13 protein-coding genes and 1 pseudogene are annotated in these 14878 nt (G+C 64.4%); 2 read left to right on the top strand and 12 right to left on the bottom strand.

Features of this window, described 5'->3' with window-relative positions; all coding sequences use genetic code 11:
* The first annotated feature begins 107 nt into the window (after window positions 1-107).
* Complete coding sequence (locus tag A3M3_RS0115395) at window positions 108-866, top strand: IclR family transcriptional regulator (RefSeq protein ID WP_155854397.1); 759 nt, start codon at window positions 108-110, stop codon at window positions 864-866.
* Here the strand turns inward: A3M3_RS0115395 and A3M3_RS0115390 are convergent.
* Genes A3M3_RS0115390 through A3M3_RS0115380 form a run of 3 tightly spaced genes read right to left on the bottom strand, consistent with a single transcriptional unit; the run spans window position 863 to window position 4256 of the window.
* The gene (locus A3M3_RS0115390; protein ID WP_081736918.1) at window positions 863-1669 is read right to left on the bottom strand and encodes a glycosyltransferase; all 807 of its coding nucleotides are present in this window, start codon (window positions 1667-1669) and stop codon (window positions 863-865) included. The two genes, A3M3_RS0115395 and A3M3_RS0115390, sit on opposite strands and share 4 nt — an antisense overlap.
* Entirely contained in the window at window positions 1666-3111 is a 1446-nt protein-coding gene (locus A3M3_RS25450; RefSeq protein ID WP_081736829.1) for a bifunctional PIG-L family deacetylase/class I SAM-dependent methyltransferase, read from the bottom strand. The genes A3M3_RS0115390 and A3M3_RS25450 overlap by 4 nt, the downstream gene beginning before the upstream one ends.
* Window positions 3105-4256 carry an acyl-CoA dehydrogenase family protein gene (locus A3M3_RS0115380; protein ID WP_231497282.1) on the bottom strand — a complete coding sequence of 384 codons (1152 nt, stop codon included), beginning with the start codon at window positions 4254-4256 and terminating at the stop codon, window positions 3105-3107. Before A3M3_RS0115380 ends, A3M3_RS25450 begins: the two co-directional genes overlap by 7 nt.
* A gap of 314 nt (window positions 4257-4570) precedes the next feature.
* On the opposite strand from A3M3_RS0115380, the gene A3M3_RS0115375 reads away from it, so the two are divergent.
* A complete protein-coding gene (locus A3M3_RS0115375) occupies window positions 4571-5167 on the top strand; it encodes a hypothetical protein (RefSeq protein WP_028267060.1) in 597 nt (198 codons plus the stop codon).
* Window positions 5168-5651: 484 nt separating this feature from the next.
* On the opposite strand, the gene A3M3_RS0115370 is transcribed toward A3M3_RS0115375, so the two are convergent.
* The 9 genes and pseudogenes from A3M3_RS0115370 to A3M3_RS25440 all read right to left on the bottom strand — a co-directional run bounded on the left by A3M3_RS0115370 (window position 5652) and on the right by A3M3_RS25440 (window position 14873).
* Complete coding sequence (locus tag A3M3_RS0115370; RefSeq protein WP_028267059.1) at window positions 5652-6047, bottom strand: hypothetical protein; 396 nt, start codon at window positions 6045-6047, stop codon at window positions 5652-5654.
* A 124-nt stretch (window positions 6048-6171) separates the two neighbouring features.
* The gene (locus tag A3M3_RS0115365) at window positions 6172-7689 is read right to left on the bottom strand and encodes a recombinase XerD (RefSeq protein ID WP_028267058.1); all 1518 of its coding nucleotides are present in this window, start codon (window positions 7687-7689) and stop codon (window positions 6172-6174) included.
* Window positions 7679-8014, bottom strand: coding sequence for a helix-turn-helix domain-containing protein (locus tag A3M3_RS0115360; protein WP_028267057.1), 336 nt, complete (start codon window positions 8012-8014; stop codon window positions 7679-7681). The genes A3M3_RS0115365 and A3M3_RS0115360 overlap by 11 nt, the downstream gene beginning before the upstream one ends.
* On the bottom strand, window positions 8011-8145 hold the full coding sequence (locus tag A3M3_RS29300; RefSeq protein WP_269317328.1) for a hypothetical protein: 135 nt from the start codon (window positions 8143-8145) through the stop codon (window positions 8011-8013). The genes A3M3_RS0115360 and A3M3_RS29300 overlap by 4 nt, the downstream gene beginning before the upstream one ends.
* A gap of 372 nt (window positions 8146-8517) precedes the next feature.
* Window positions 8518-8682 (bottom strand): annotated as a pseudogene (locus tag A3M3_RS29000) (DUF6262 family protein); the annotation flags it as partial.
* The gene (locus tag A3M3_RS0115350) at window positions 8679-10922 is read right to left on the bottom strand and encodes a tyrosine-type recombinase/integrase (RefSeq protein ID WP_035741871.1); all 2244 of its coding nucleotides are present in this window, start codon (window positions 10920-10922) and stop codon (window positions 8679-8681) included. The gene A3M3_RS0115350 and the pseudogene A3M3_RS29000, both read right to left, overlap by 4 nt.
* Window positions 10919-12025: a tyrosine-type recombinase/integrase gene (locus A3M3_RS0115345; RefSeq protein ID WP_035741869.1), complete on the bottom strand. Its 1107-nt coding sequence runs from the start codon at window positions 12023-12025 to the stop codon at window positions 10919-10921. The genes A3M3_RS0115350 and A3M3_RS0115345 overlap by 4 nt, the downstream gene beginning before the upstream one ends.
* Window positions 11985-13112, bottom strand: a complete 1128-nt coding sequence (locus tag A3M3_RS25445; RefSeq protein ID WP_081736828.1) for a tyrosine-type recombinase/integrase — start codon at window positions 13110-13112, stop codon at window positions 11985-11987. Before A3M3_RS25445 ends, A3M3_RS0115345 begins: the two co-directional genes overlap by 41 nt.
* 348 nt (window positions 13113-13460) lie before the next feature.
* Window positions 13461-14873 carry a hypothetical protein gene (locus A3M3_RS25440; RefSeq protein WP_035741866.1) on the bottom strand — a complete coding sequence of 471 codons (1413 nt, stop codon included), beginning with the start codon at window positions 14871-14873 and terminating at the stop codon, window positions 13461-13463.
* Window positions 14874-14878: the final 5 nt, after the last annotated feature.

The following is a 14878-nucleotide window of genomic DNA, read 5'->3' as shown; positions in this document are numbered from 1 at the left end:
CGATTGCCCGAAAGGACGCGCCCCATTCCTCTAGGGCTTCACACCCGGTAGTGAAGTGATCTTAGACACGAGCTTGTGCAATGCGCAATAATTGATAGAGTAATTGCGTGATACGCAATAATAATGCCCCGCGGGTTGAGTCCGTCCACCGCGCGCTGGTGCTCTTGAAGCTCATGGCCCAGGAGGGTTCGCTCAGCGTGACAGAGGCGGCCAAGGCGCTCGACGTCGACCCCTCGACCGCCCAACGCCTTCTGGCCACCCTGGCCGGTGACGGCTTTGCCGAGCAGGGGGAGCAGCGCCGCTATGGACCTGGTCCCGAGCTTCTGCGCCCCGGCGTGACGCGAGCGGTTCCACCGTTACGGGTTCGCGCCCGGCCCCATCTGGAGCGCCTTTTCGAGCGCGTCGGGGAAACCGCACACCTCGCGACGCTCGTCGGCACAAAAGTCCACCACATCGACGGCATCGAAGCAGCGACACATGCACTGCGGTTTGGATTGCGGGTCGGTGTCATACTGCCAGCCCACGTGACCTCGTCCGGCAAGGCGATGCTCGCCGACTTGCCTCTGCACGAAGTGGACGCCCGCTACCGGATAGCGTTGTCCGGTAGCAATGGACCTGCTGCGGAAATAGACTTCGACAAGCTCTACCGCGATCTGGATGAGACCCGTCGGCACAGGGTCGGCATGAACTTCCAGGAGAGTGAGGAGGGCGTGGCGGCCTTCGCCGTCTCCCTCGGTGTGATCGACGGCGAACATGCCGCCTTCAGTATCGCCATGCCGATTGCCCGGTTCGGTTCCGGAGACGCCAAACGTATTTCGGACCACCTCATCCTCACGGCGGCCGAACTCAAGGAGAGCCAACTCTAGGCCGACGTGAAATTGCAGGCTGCGGCGGGCAGTTCCCTTCCAAGGGCCCGCAGGTAGGAGCCGAACCCCTGTGGAGCGCGGGCATGTGTGCGACCGGACGTCAAGACCCGGATCCTGTCCGTTGCCACCACGGCAAAACCGTGCCGGCGCAACTGTTCCACAAGGCTCCGATCCTCGTGCACGGGAAGCCGCGGAAACCCCCCGACCGCGAGGTAGGCAGACCCACGAACGCCAAAATTGGCCCCGTAGATGTGGGGGTGGTCCTCCCGGAACGGGTGCCGCGCCAGCCAGCGGCTCAGGACCAAGGGGTCCATCCCGATCGGGTCCGGTTGTACGGAGCCCAGGATGACGTCTGCCCCGGCATCGGCCATTTCAAGCTGGCGAACCAGCCAGTGTTCTGGAACGGCCGAGTCGGCATCGGTATTGGCCAGCCAGATCCGCTCGGCGTTACGGTGGGGGACGGGGCCGGAAGCGGCAAGGGCGGTCGCCACGCCGACAGCGCGGCTGGCGCCGATGCTGCCCAGGCCGACGTCGACCGCCGAAAAGCGTAAGTCGGCGGATACGTACCCGGCCGTGATCTCCGCCGATTGGTCCGTGCAGCTGTCGAGGACGACCATGACGGTAGTGGCCACGTCAGGCCTTTCCTTGTGCAACGCATCGGCGGCCGCACCCAACGCAGCCAGCGCTCGGGGGAGGTGCTCGTCCTCATTGTGAGCCGGCATCACCACCACTATCCGGCTGACTCCCGGCCGAAGGGGAGCGGGAAGGGCCTCCCCTGGGGCATGCTGTACGGATTCGGTCATGCTGGCGGACTCCCTTGGCCGCGGGGCGGTTTCCGGACCCACGCGGGTTCCTGCTCTGTCGCCGGGCTCCTTCGAACAGCCGGGGTCTTTTCCGGTGCCAGCAGCACTTCCAGGATGAAATCCTTCTCACGAAGGAGGCCGGCCGTTGGCCAGCCAAGCTGCCGGCGGGCACGTTCGTGGACCGTGTCGCCGTCGAGTTCCCAGCCCTCCACCGGGTGCCGCCAATGGCAGAGGACCAGGGTTCCGCCCGGGCTGAGGGAGGCTTGGATGCGAGTGAACAACCCGCCTAATTCCGAGGGAGTCAAGTAGTACCCCAGCTCGGAAACGGCGATCAGCTCGAAGCGTCCTTCGGGCCACTCTCGCGGAACGGTGAGGTGCCGCGTCTGCGCGGAGGGGTGGCTGGACAAGCGATCTGCCGCCCGGACCACCGCGGCACCGCTGGCATCGACTGCCAGGAAATGCGTGCAGCGCCGGGCCAAGTCCACGCTGAGTGTCCCGATGGAACACCCCACTTCCAGCCCGGACTCGTAGTGCTCCGCTGGCAGGATAGCCAGTGTCAGCGCTCGTTTGCGCCGTTCGTACCAGCTCGTCGCATAGCTCCATGGGTCATCATCCCGACTGTGCACGGCGTCGAAGATTCGCTCGGCGTCGCGAGCGCTATTCGACCCTCCAGCGGGAGCGTGCCATGCGAACGTTTCCCACGGCCGCGAAAAGTGCTCGAGGAAGCTCCCGGCGAGCAGCACCTCGTCGCCGGGCTGCGCGGATAGCGGTTCCGTCTGCGAGGCATGGGACCGCATAGCCGCGGCCTTGGCGTCCTGTGCCTCGAGCGTCAGCGGTACCCGCACCCACGACCGCCAGGCAGTGTCCGCCGGGGCGGCCCACAGCCAGTACCAGACGGGATATTCGAGGAGCCCGTGACCTCCGGTTGCGGCAATCTCGGCCGCCACGGAACCCAGGGCGTCGTGGTCAGTGTGCCCGTCTGAGCGGTAGGGTGCCACGATAACCACCCGGTTCGCCGGACAGCCTGACGCCGCTATCGACTCCCGGACCGCCGCAGCGACGCGGTCACTTCCTGCTGCCAGCTGCCCGTCCGAAAGCTGTAGGAACCGCAACGTGGAACCGGGCGCAAGCTCGGACACAGCGGCGCCGAACTCGCGGAGGCGCACGGCGGCGAGCTGCTCCGACGTCGTGGTCCTCGACTCTGGATGGGATGCCTCACCTGCAGTGCACAGCAGCACCTCAATATAGGCACCCGCGGTGTGCAGCTGGGCGAGCAATCCTCCCGCGCCCAACGTTTCGTCATCGGGATGAGCCGCCAGCACAATGACCGTCAGGGCGGCGAGTTCGGCCGCACTGAGCGGAAGCTCCGGCAGGGTGGGCAGCTCGCTGGCTTCCCATTCGCTCTCGGCCGTGCCGGTGTCAGTGCGGGAAAAGCTCACCATGAGCTGTCGCCTTTCAGGGTCAGGGCGCCTAATTGGGCGTCGTCCCGCATGGCGTGGTGCTGGCGGATATAGAGCGACAGGTCCGCCATCCGTTTTCCGTACGTTTCGTTGAAGGCCAGTGGCCCCGGCCCCAAGTCCTGGACCACCATGGCCTGAATGCGTTCGACGCCGGCGGCAACGGCGCCGCGCACGCGCAGCGCTTCGCTCCATGCCTCGGGCCCCGACAGGTCCCCGGCGTCGATCCGGGTAGCTGCCCGGGCGAGACAGCCGATCAGGGACGTGATGGTCCGGTCTGTTTCGCCCAGATGGGCAAGGGAAATCTGATCCGGTTCGCGACCACCCTTTGCAGCTGTGGCCAGTGCGGAGCGGAAATCACGTGCCACGGCAATGGCCCCACCCAGCCAGCATGCGGCCACGCCCATGCCGCCCCAGGCGAAGCCCGGACGCTCGAGATACCAGCCCGTTCCTCCCACCGGAACTGCGCAAACTCCCTCAAAGCGCACGGTTCCGCTAGGAATTTCCCGCAGGCCGCGGCTAGACCACTGAGGCGTCTCGCAGGAAACCCCTGGGTCATGCAGCCGGACGGCGAATGCCGCCCGGGCGCCTCCTCCGGGGTCCCCGGAGCCTCCGCTCGCAAGATGGGCAGTCACGATGGCCCGGTCCAGTTGCGCAGCAAGCGAACACCACGGCTTGGATCCGTTCAGGACATAGCCTCCTGCTCCGTCTTGCGCGGCTTCGAGGCGCAGACCGGATGCTTCGGCTGCGAAAACGCCCCACGTTTGGTCCTCCGTGTCGCGGGCTTGCTCAAGAGCGTGGGGCCCGGCGCCGGCTCTCGGGTTGAATTCGGCCTGTGCGAGGATGGAAATCGCGTCAAGGTGCGGTTCGAGCACCCGTCCGGCAGCCACGTCTACGGCCGTAACGGACGCCAACAGTTCCCATAAGTGCGCGGTATCGCCTTCACCTGTGCGCGGAGCCGTCCGTCCAATCTTCAGGGCCAGCGCCAAAATTGCCGGAACGTCTCCCACGGCGTCACCCACTGATTCGAGCAGCGGGACAGTTGCTTCGAGCCGTTCGGGCGGAGAGCTGATCCGTACTGGCCGTGGTCCGGCGTTCACTATCCGGGGATCGCTGGCAACGGCGTTCAATACTTCCTCCAGTACGGGCAGTCAGATCATCATCCTACTGTAAGCATACTTAGCATAGTGGCGCGATCTGCGTCCGCGAGCTCTCGTCTGCAGTCAGCGCCCCGCGGCAGCCTGGGCCGGGCGACTCCCTCTTCCGCCCAGTTTCAATCCCGACCGAGGGCCATAAATAGCTAACACAGCGCGCGGGGGAGGTCCCCGGCTTGTGGCGGGGCCAGCGCTGCTGTTGCACGATGAGTTCCGTGAGGCAGCGCGATATGGCAGGCTCCCATAGCTTGCTGATCGCACGTGAATCTCACTGCTGACGGGAGTCGGTGATGGCAGGTCCGCTGCTTGAGACGAAGCCCAGCCCCGCCGACCCGCCGTTCCCGCTGGCGCGGTTGCGAGCACGTGGGGAGCTCATCGAGATCCGTGCCGCCGATCTGCGCTTTACTGCCGAGGAGACCGCGGTCAACTTCAACGAGGTGATGGAAGCGGCGCTCAAGGCGCAGGATGTCGCTGCCCTGGAGGCACGCACGGAAGGGTGGGTCGCCGCTCTTCAGCAGGCAGCCCTCTCGGTGCAGGGGCGCAACGACATCGCCGGTTTCATCGCAGGCTTTACCGGTGACGACCGCTACATCGTGGACTATCTGGTTGAAGAGGTTCTGAAGCGTCAGCCCGAACCGGTCCCGAGGTTCCTGCTGCAGACTTTTATCCCGAGCCGGCTGGGCGGCTCACTTTGCGATGCCGTCACCGGGCAGGCCGGAGGCAAGGCAATGCTCGAGGTCCTTGAATGCGGGAACATGTTCCTCGTAACACTTGATGACTACCGCACGTGGTACCGGCACCACCATCTCTTCGCTGATGTGCTGCAGGCGCGGTTGATGGACGAACCTCCTGGCTGGGTCGCTAAATTGCACCTCCGGGCGAGCTAATGGTTCGAGCGCGACGGGGACCCATCCGAGGCGATCGGCCACGCGATGGCGGCCGACGCCGTCGAACGTGCGGCTCTGTCGCCAGCGACGGGGGAGAGGGAAGCATCGTAATTCTCCGTTTCCCCTATAGGATGTGGCCCACAAGTTGGATGAGGAGTAACTTCAGCCCGGTCCCGTGCTCAAACCGCTTCCACCATGGATTCAGTGGCGTGCACACGTGCACGCCACTGCAGACTAGAAGCCGGGCATTTGCCCGCAGTGGCAAAGGAACTCAGAATCCAAGCACCCGAAAGGCGCGGGAGGGCGTTTCACTAGGTCTCAAGCTGCAGATTCTGCCATCGGATCCGTTCTAGTGGCATCCCTGCGGATTGAATCCGGGCGTATTCTCTTGTTCAGCCGTCGCCAGTTTTCCGTCAATTTCAAGGTGACGCGCTCTCGGCGGAAGCTCTTCCGCTGAGTGCCGGCAGGCGACACCCGCTGGCTCTCACTCGACGGGGGCTCCTGCCCAGTTGTGCGGGGTCCAATCGACGGGATAGCCGCATTCTTCCATCGAGAGCAGAATGGGTTCGGGGCGTTGCGGTGACCAGAAGGTCCACCAAACTGACGGATCCGTTGTGACGATCTCGATATTCCAGACTCTGGGCGGGAGCAGGTTCTTTCGTTGCTTGGCGAAAACCGCTTTGACCTGTTCGCGTGGCACCATCCACGGGCCGCGGCGGAAGAGGCGTAGTAGTCCACGGCCGCGGAACTCAACTTGCTGCGGCGTGACGACGAGGCGAATCAATGGCGGGCCTGCTTTGACTTTGTAGTTGCAGTAGGCGCCGCCCGTGAACTCACGCCTCAGTGCCGCGTCAAAGATCCCACCGTCAGTGTCCCGCATGGGGTCAGTGTAGGCCTTGCTGGAATGGGGGCGCGGAAGGGAAAGTGGCGACGAGGCGCGTGCCGCCGCGAACCGGGTCCAGGCAATGGGCCGGCGAACCTCGTTTTGTGGACGAAGGCTTCCTTCAGGGTGCGGTCCTCATGTTGACGTAGCGGGACCATGCGTCGCCTGCCGCGTCGGCGTGAAGGAATGCGACTTGGTGGCTGTAGCCGAGTGCGTCCGCGACCAGTGGTGGCGGGGAAAGGGTGAGGTGTTCGTCGAGGGCGGTGTTTCGTGCGCCGCGCAGGTCGATGCCGAGGTTGCGGAGTCTGTCCATGATGGTGTTTGGGTGAAGTGGCTGTCCGGCTCGGGTTCCGGGGAAGAGCCAGGGGCTTCGGGTGTCCGATCCGGTTCTGAGGTTCGGCCGGTTTCGCAGGTGTTCTTGAAGTAGTTCCGCGACGGGCTGGGGCACGGGGACCGGATGCGTGCCGAAGGCGATCTTCATGTTCGCGCTGCCTTCGTTGGCCTCGACGGCCTCGACGCGGAGTTTGGCTACCCGCACGAGCGGTTGGGCGTAGAGAAGCAGCAGGATCCCGGCGACTCTGTAGGGCAGCGATTCGCTGGTGCCGGTGAGCAGTTCCCGCAGCCAGGCCAGGCGTTGGTCCTGGGTGATTGCCGGGCGGTTTTTGGCGGTGTAATGGCCCATTTCCACGCGGGTGTTTGTTCCGGTGTTGTTGATGAAGACGATGAAGGTGCGGATGGCCTTCCTCGTCGTGGGTCCGGTGGCGAGCCAGGTTTCGATGTCTTGCTGGGTGCAGGTGGCTGCGGTTCTTTGGTGGGTTTGCCAGAGCCAGTCCAGGAATTTGACGGTTTCGGTGATCTCTTGTTTGGCCGAGTGCACCGGGCCGCGGGCGCTTGTTTCCGGTGTTGTCGTGGACCGGATGCGCCGTAGGTGGTGCCATGTGGCAAAGTGCTCGACAGGTCTTGCGACCTGTTCGGGCAACGGGCGGAGCTTGTCTTCGATCCAGGACTCGAACCGGGCCAGGTGCGGGTCTTGGTAGGGGAGGAGTCCGTGGTGGACGAACAGTGCCCGCAGGTGGTTGGTTTCTCGTTCCGCTGACTTGGCCTGGGCGTTGAGTCCTTCGTGGGTCAAAGGTGTTGTCCCGTTTGAAAGTGAGGACAGGAGGGCTTGGACTTTGGGGGAGCGCTTCCAGGTGATGATGCTCTCGGGCCGGTCTGCCTTGCAGAGGACCTCGACGATTCTGCCCGCCATTCCTGAATCGGCAGGGTCTGTGAGCAGTAAATCGTTGAGGTCGTCCCGGAGAGCGCAGCGGGCACAGATACCCAGTCGGTAGAACTCGCCCTCAACACCGCAGCGGCCGCAGTGGAAGTCGTGGGGGATGCCTGCGCAGGGTGCGCATCGCGGCCCACCGATGGTCTCGGGCGGGCCCGGGAGCAGCCGGTGCTGGCCGCAGTCAGGGCAGGTCCCGTGGGTGCGGGTGGCGGTGGTGAAGCAAGGTCCGCAGATTTTGCCTTCGGGCCAGGTGGCGCGTGTTCGGCCGGCGTTTCGGCCGCATCGGACGCAAGTGGCGGTCCCGGTGGTGCGCGGCCGGCCGCGGCTGGTGTTGCGGGGAGTCAGCCCCTCTGGAGCCTCAGTGCCCATCGTCGATGATGCGGGCCCGCCGCGGGCGGACGGTGCGGTTCAGGTCAACGACATTGGGAGCGCTGGTGCCGGTCTTCCGGGTCCGGGCATCGGCGGCTGTCACCGTGATGAGGTCTTCGGGGCCGCAGGAGAAGATGTCACAGATCGCGGCGATGAGTTGCAGCGCGACGCGTTCGGGCTTCTGGTTGACGAGCCGGTAGACCTGCGGCCGGGACAAGGAGATGCCGCGCTCGGCCAGCAGGGGGATGAGGTCGGTCGTGTTGTGTAGTCCCCGTGCTGCCATGAGCTCGGAAAGCCGCCATTTGTATTCGACTTCGCGTCTCACCATTGGCCCCTGATCTGCACGCCCAGAACTTCGTCCATGGTGCGGTCCAGGGCCGCACGGAGGGTGGAGTTGCGGAAGTCATCGCTGACGAATTGATAGATCCCGGTGGTAGAGGCGTGTTCGTGGCCCATTTGATATTGCATTATCTTTAGCCCGTCAGGTAGATGTGCCTCTGGCCTGCGGTTTTGTGTTGGTGGGTGTGTCCGGGACGTGCATGACGGTGGCATTGGCTGTCCTTTCATTCTCGTGGATCCGTTATAGATTCGGGATGGTCGCGGGGTCTGGTGATGGACTTTGGCGGCGTTGTCCGAGGGCGTGTGCGAGTTGCTGCCGCAGGCGTTGATTCTCGTCGTTGAGTCGTCTGATTCTGTCGTTGGCGGCTTCGAGTCGTTGCCGTAGAGAAGCCTCGCTTGCCCGCTGTGACCGGGATTCCGGTGTGGCTCCGCCGCGGCTTGTATTTGACGGAGGTGTTCGATTTCGGCTCGGAGGTCGGGCTGGGTGTAAAGCCAGGACCGGGAGACTCGGGCGTATTTGGCGACGGCATCGAAGGTGACCGGACGGCCGTCCGCGTGCAGGGTTCGGAGCGCTTGGACAGCTTTGGACCGGGTGAGGGCGGCGCGCTGCTGTGCAGCTTTGATCAGGTGCCGGCTGTTGTCGGGGCGGTTCATCCGGCCGCTCCGGCTGATGCGGTGTCACCGAGGGAGCCGATGATGCGGTCCAGGTTGTGCAGTACTGCTTGGTTCATCTCGATGAGCCGGGTCTGTCCGCGGGCTTCGGCGGCGGAGAGGATCTGGACGGTCTGGCGGTGCTGCTCGCGGTGCTGGGGGAGGAACTCGGCGGTGGTGACGAACATGGGACACGTCAGGCAGGCATTGGCGTGCGGGCAGGATTTCTGGACCGGGAGCCCGCAGAATCCGTTCGGCAGGCTCTGTGTTGCGCGGCCGAGTCGTTGTTTGGCCCAGCTGGCTTCGGCGAGTGGTCCTTGCGGGTCAATAGTGATGGTGTCGCCGTTGATGTTGACCTTGCGGGCTTTCTCCCAGTGGCGGCGCACGGTTGTGTCGTGCAGCCGGGCGTAGTGGGCGGTCATTTCGGCTGAGGTGTGGTCGAGGAGGACCCGGACTACTTCCTGTGGGACGTCGCGGTTGATCAGTGTTGTCCCGAAGGTATGGCGCCACTGATGTGGGGTCAGGCGCGCCTCTTGCCCGTGTTCGTCCTGGATGTCGCAGCGTTCCAGCCAGTCTTCAAGCTGTCCGCGGTAGGAGTGTGTGGTCAGCGGTTTTGCTCCGTCAGGGTTCATCTTCGGGGCCGGGAACAGCCAGTTGCTGCCGTCGGGGAACCGTTCACGGACGCGTTGTTGCTGGTCGAGGATGGCGGCGTGGACTTCCTCGTCGAGAGGAACGAGGGCTTCGCGTTTCATCTTTCGGTTCATATACCGCAGATAGGGGGCGCCGTCACCGTCACGGACCACGCAGTCGGTAGCGAGGTTGCAGGCGTCCCCGACGCGCAGTCCGCAGCGCATCAGGATCAGGGTGAGTAGCCGGCTGTCGGGTCTGGTCCATTTGCCGAGGTTTTCGGCTTGATCCAGTTGCGCCATGATGTGATCGGCCAGGGCCCTGGGCAGTCGTTTGGCCGGTCGTGGGAAGTCTTCAGGGTAGAAGTTCGCCGACGTTGGCAGGTCCTCGGTCCAGCCGTGGCGGCGGACCGCGGCGAAGAAGGCGTTCAGGGAGCTGACGTCGCGGCCCCGGGAAGTCACTGCCCGTTTGTCCCGGGCCAGCTCGGCGAGGAAGCGTTCCAGGATGCCGCGGTCGATGCAGTCCGGGCCGTCGGAGTCTGGGATCGTGTGTGCCAGGAACGCGGCGAATCGGTTCAGGGCGAGGATGTCGACGCGGGCCTGGATGATTTCCCTACCGCTGGTCAGCCGCCATCGGATGAAGCGTTTTGCCAAGGCACGTAGCCACGGTTGGGGGATCTTGTCGAAGCGGAGGGTGCCGCGGGTGTCGGTGTGGCCGAGCCGGTGCAGGGCCCAGGCGTCGCGGGCAAACTCGGACTCCCAGCCGGTGCCGGCAGCGAGGTCTTCGAGCCGGGTGTAGGCAAAGCGCAGGAACGCGAGTTGCCCGTTGTGGCGGTGGCTGCGGCCTGCGCGGCCGGCGCCGTAGAACGTTGCCCACCGGTCAAGATCCCAGTCCAGTAGCGAGGTGACGCCGCTGTCGGTGACGAGCCGGATCACGGGCGTCACGGCGGACGAATGGGTACTGGCCCGGCGTTCGTCATGGCGGCATTGCAGGGCGTGCTGGAGCTCCAGCCGTAGCTGGGGCCGATCGTCCAGGCATCGGAAATCGAAGCGGTCCAGGCCGACGCTTTCGCACCGGGTGACGAACTCGCCGATGTCCGGTGCGCCGATGGCGTGCCAGCGGGATTTGTGGTTCAGACACAACGGCGAGTTGCCTTGTGCCCAGAGGTCACAGAACGCGAGCCGGCATTCGGGCCGTTCGGTGGCCGGCTCGGGGGAGAGGGTAGTGAGCCATCTGGTCATGTCGGTCTCGCCGGAGCGTGCGAAGAACCCGTGATGGCGGACGCAGAGGCCGCGTCTGGCCGAACCGAAGCGGCACCAGGTGACGGTGCACGCCGCCAAGGGGCCAGCGCCTGAGGGCAACGGGCCGGGGTTGGCAAGGAATGACTCCAGTTCCGGGCGTCCTTGGTCGAGCCAGCGCTTGTAGTGGCCCTTGCAGAACCCCTTCACCGTGCGTTGTCTTTCACACCCGTCGATCCGGCAGGGCTCGGTGTTGAAGACGAGGGAGCCCGGGGCCGGGATTACGATTCTCGGTCTGAACTCGGGCCGGACCGTTGCCATCAGCTTGGCAAGCAGTCCAAGACCGGCGTGTTGGTTGTTCAGTGCGGGGGAGCTCACCAGCTAACCTCTTTTCCGGTCAGCAGCCCTGCCTTCTCAAGGGCCCGGCGGGCGTCCTCGACACTGAGGTGGCCGTAGACGTCGATGGTGGTCGCTACCGATGCGTGGCCAAGCAGGCTGCTGATCACCTCGATGGGCGTTCCGGCCCGTAGCAATCGGGTGGCATAGGTGTGGCGGAACCAGTGCGGGTCAAAATCCACCCCTGTATTTCGCCGCAAGCGTTGCACCAGGTCATAGACTCCCGCGTAGCTCATTGGCCGGCCGTGGGTGCCGGCCCACAGATTCACGAACACATAGTCGCTGTCGAGATCGCCGTATTCCTCATGGAGGTAATCGCCGTAGAGCCGCACAACATCCGCGCCAATCGGTATCGTGCGCGGCGAAATGGACTTCGCCCGTGCCCGGTTGGCGTTCACCCGTCGGCGGATCGTCAGCTCGCCCTCGGCGACTGCAATGTCCTCGTGCCGCAGCCCGAGCGCTTCGCCAATGCGGATTCCCGACTCCCACAGCAGGACGAACAGGAACCGGTCCCGCAGCCGCGTGCACGCATCCAGCACTGCCTGGGCCTTCGCCGCAGGCAGTACCGTGGGCAACCTCTTGGGCTCACGCAGTTTCACGATCCGGCGCCGCTGCGGCCTGTCCCCGGCAAGGTGGGCAAGGAACGGTCTCCACCCGGTTCTTCGATGCCGGACAGTTTCGAACTCGGTGACAAGGTCGCCCAGCGGGACCCCATGACGGGAGTGGAACACGTAGAGGCCGCTGACCGCCGCGAGCTTGCGGTTCACCGCGCCCGGCCCACAATAATGGGAAGCCGACGGCAATAACGTCACGTCAGCGGCGCGCCCGGCAGGCGGAAGCCGCAGCCAGGCCACGAACTCGCCCACGTTCTCCAGCCTCACCTGACGCCAATCAAGATCGCGGTACCTGAGAAAGACGAACCAGTCCTTGAGATCATGCGCATACGCCTTGAGCGTGTTCGGCGACCGCTCGACGTCGGTCAGGTAAGCCAGGAACCGCTCCACCGGCTCGACGACACCATGATCATCAAGCACAGTCCACGACTCAAGCGGCGAACCGGACACCAAAACTCGTTGAACCTGCATTAACCCTCCCGCGATCCCGTGTGATGGACAGCTTCAGATAAGCACCTCCATCACGCGGAAATGTGCGGTTACGGGCCTCGTGCTGCACGTCAAAGACACCCCGGTTCCGGCCCCAGATAAATTGCACGAATCTAGGATCCCATCCGCCCTCCAGGAGGTGTGTTGCGTAGGAGCGTCGCAGTGAGTGCAGGTCCAGGCCATCCAGCGGCAGTCCCAGCTCGTCCAGGTAACGCCGGAGCCGGCGCAGCAGGGTGGATTCGCAGATCAGACCGCCGCGTTCGCTGGGGAACAGGTCCAGTGTTTCAAGCGTTCCCCGCCCGTTGGCGAGCCAGTCCTCGATGACCCCGGCCGTCCAGTCGAAGACCGTCAGGACGCTGCGGGGTTTGTGAGGGGAGCCCTTGCGTGACTTGCCGAAGCGGACCTTGCAGACGCCTGTTTTTCCGAACCTTCGCGCCTGCGGGTTGGTCGCGAAATCGATGGTCTGCAGGTGCCGGAGTTCGTTGAACCTGAGCCCGTACGAGTAGGTGACTTTCAGCATGACCGCGTCGCGGTAGGCTGCTTTCCAGCCTTTCTTGCCTGAGGCCGCGATGAGTTCGACCTGGTCATCCGCATGGTCGAACAGCATCTGCAGTTCAGCCTTGGTGAACGGCCGCTTCGAAGGACGCCCTTCGTACTCTTGAGTGTGCGCAGCGGTGTTCCAGTCAAAGAAGACCTGGGACGGGTGCGTGCCAAAGCGCTCCTCACAGACCTGGTCCCAGCCATAGTCGGGATTGGATACGTAGGACGTGAACCGGCGTAGGGCGGACTGGTAACCGCGGATCGTGGAGTGCTTCAGTTGATGGATCGAGCGCAGGTCACCGAAATACTCCTCGACATGGACCGGTGACCAGTTCCACGGGAACTCGTTCACATGGTTCACGAACCTTCGGACACATCCGATGCCCTTATCAATGGTGTCGAACTGAAGGTTCCTGGAGAGCTGCTGGTTGCGCCAGCCCGTAAGCATGTCCTCGAGCGTCTGTTCCTCGGGATGCAGCAGCCGAACAGCACTCAGTTGCAGCACGCGCCCGGACCCATCGACCGCCATTTCGCCTCCAAATCACGCCAGAATCATGTTCATAATTTGAATCAATGATTCATCAAACGCATCATCACGACAAAACCGCAGGTCAGAGGCGCGTCTCACGCCGTCACAGACAACCACACGCGGCCGTCTGGATCGTCCGGGGAGCTGCCCGTCAGGGTTGCAGGGGTGCAAGAATCCGCGAAATCCCGGGGTGAGTGAGCCCGTCCCGGCGGATCCAGGGGATTCGGGCGAATTGATTCATCCGATGAGATACGCAGAGTACAAGCGGGAACTGCACTTATCGCTCGGAGTCCTATTCCGGCCATTCCGGTTCCGGCGGTTGGTTCGGGGGCCGCGTTCTGATCGGCTTCAGCGGGGCAGGGCGCCTTTCCCTGCGTAGCCGGCCATTGGGGTGCCGGCGTCGGCGGCGTGTTTGTGGATGACCTGGTAGCTGTAGCCGAGTGCGTTTGCGACCAGGGTTGGCGGCAGTTCCTCGACGAGGCTGCGCAGGGCGGTGTTCCTTGCGCCGCCGAGGTCGACGCCCAGTGCGCGGAGTTGGCCCATCATCGCGTCGGCGTGGATGTGCTGGCCCGGCAGGGTGCCGGGGAAGAGCCACTGGCTCCCGCCGTTGCCGGTCTGCTGGTTGGGCCGGTGGTGCAGGTGTTCCCAGAACATCGGGGCGATCTGGGCAGGAACCAAAACGGGGATGTTCCCCAGGCCCAGGTGCAGCCCCTCGGGCAGGGCCTGCAGGTCCGCGCATTTCAATGCGGCGATCTTGCCAATGGGCTGGCCGAAGAGCAGCAGGATTAGGGCAGCGACGCGGAATGTCAGGGGTGCTTCGTTGGACTCGATGCACTGGCGGATGAGTTCTATGCGCTGTTGCTGGGTGATCAGCGGTTTAGTGGCGGCGTAGCGGTGCGGTATTTCGAGCCTGGCGATCTCCTTGTTCTTGATGAGCCAGACGATGAAGGTGCGGATGGCGTACCGGGTCGAGGGTCCTTCGCTCAGGTATTGGTTCAGGTGTGCCTGCCTGAGGCCGTGGATGGTGAGTCCGTGCTCCGCGTGAAGCCAGGCGAGGAATTTTCCGGTTTCGGTGATTTCCTGTTTGGCGGAGCGGACGGCCGTGTTCAGCGACTTTCCGGGGCTGGCCATTTGGCGGAGGCGTTTGAGGTGGTGCCAGCGGGCGAACCGTTCGATGGGAGCCTGGATGTGAGGTGTTTTGGCGAGGTCATGGATGCGGACCGCCAGCCATTGTTCGAAGGCGGCGAGTTGGCGGTCCCGGTCCGGGAGCATGCCGTGATGGACGAGCAGCTCGCGAAGGTATTCCACTGATCGTGACGCAGGAAGAGCGTCAAAGGACTCATGGGTGAGCGCGATGGTGCGGGTGCCGAGCCCGGTGAGGAGGTCCTTGGTGTTGGCCCCGCGCATCCAGGTGTAGACGCTCTCGGGCCTGCCCGCGGCGGCGAGTACTCCGATGAGGCGTTTGAGGCTCAGGTCCGGGGGAGTGTGGGGGTGGAGCAGCCCCTCCAGGTCGGTACGGAGGACGCAGCGGATGCAGCGGCCGGCGCGGAATCGTTCGGTTTCGCTGCCGCAGTCCTCGCAGGTCATGTTGGTGGTGATGCCCGCGCAGTCCCGGCAGATGTCGGTGCCGTCGGTGGTCCTGCCGGGGAGCAACCTTTCTTCACCGCAGCAGGGGCAGGATCCGCGGGTGCGCAGTGCTGTGGTGAAGCAGATCCCGCAGATGGCCCCGTCGGGCCAGGTCACGCGGATTTTCGCGGCCATGCGCC

It is taken from the genome of Arthrobacter sp. MA-N2 (assembly GCF_000517125.1).
Lineage (GTDB): Bacteria > Actinomycetota > Actinomycetes > Actinomycetales > Micrococcaceae > Arthrobacter > Arthrobacter methylotrophus.
Note: the sequence above shows the minus strand (reverse complement) of the source record. Positions and strands in the feature narration are given on the sequence as shown.

Coding starts and splice junctions, on each gene's coding strand:
- A3M3_RS0115370 (WP_028267059.1), bottom strand. CDS start 6,047: ATGCGGGACACTGACGGTGGGATCTTTGACGCGGCACTGAGGCGTGAG.
- A3M3_RS0115375 (WP_028267060.1), top strand. CDS start 4,571: ATGGCAGGTCCGCTGCTTGAGACGAAGCCCAGCCCCGCCGACCCGCCG.
- A3M3_RS25440 (WP_035741866.1), bottom strand. CDS start 14,873: ATGGCCGCGAAAATCCGCGTGACCTGGCCCGACGGGGCCATCTGCGGG.
- A3M3_RS25445 (WP_081736828.1), bottom strand. CDS start 13,112: ATGGCGGTCGATGGGTCCGGGCGCGTGCTGCAACTGAGTGCTGTTCGG.
- A3M3_RS0115345 (WP_035741869.1), bottom strand. CDS start 12,025: ATGCAGGTTCAACGAGTTTTGGTGTCCGGTTCGCCGCTTGAGTCGTGG.
- A3M3_RS0115390 (WP_081736918.1), bottom strand. CDS start 1,669: ATGACCGAATCCGTACAGCATGCCCCAGGGGAGGCCCTTCCCGCTCCC.
- A3M3_RS0115365 (WP_028267058.1), bottom strand. CDS start 7,689: ATGGGCACTGAGGCTCCAGAGGGGCTGACTCCCCGCAACACCAGCCGC.
- A3M3_RS25450 (WP_081736829.1), bottom strand. CDS start 3,111: ATGGTGAGCTTTTCCCGCACTGACACCGGCACGGCCGAGAGCGAATGG.
- A3M3_RS29300 (WP_269317328.1), bottom strand. CDS start 8,145: ATGGGCCACGAACACGCCTCTACCACCGGGATCTATCAATTCGTCAGC.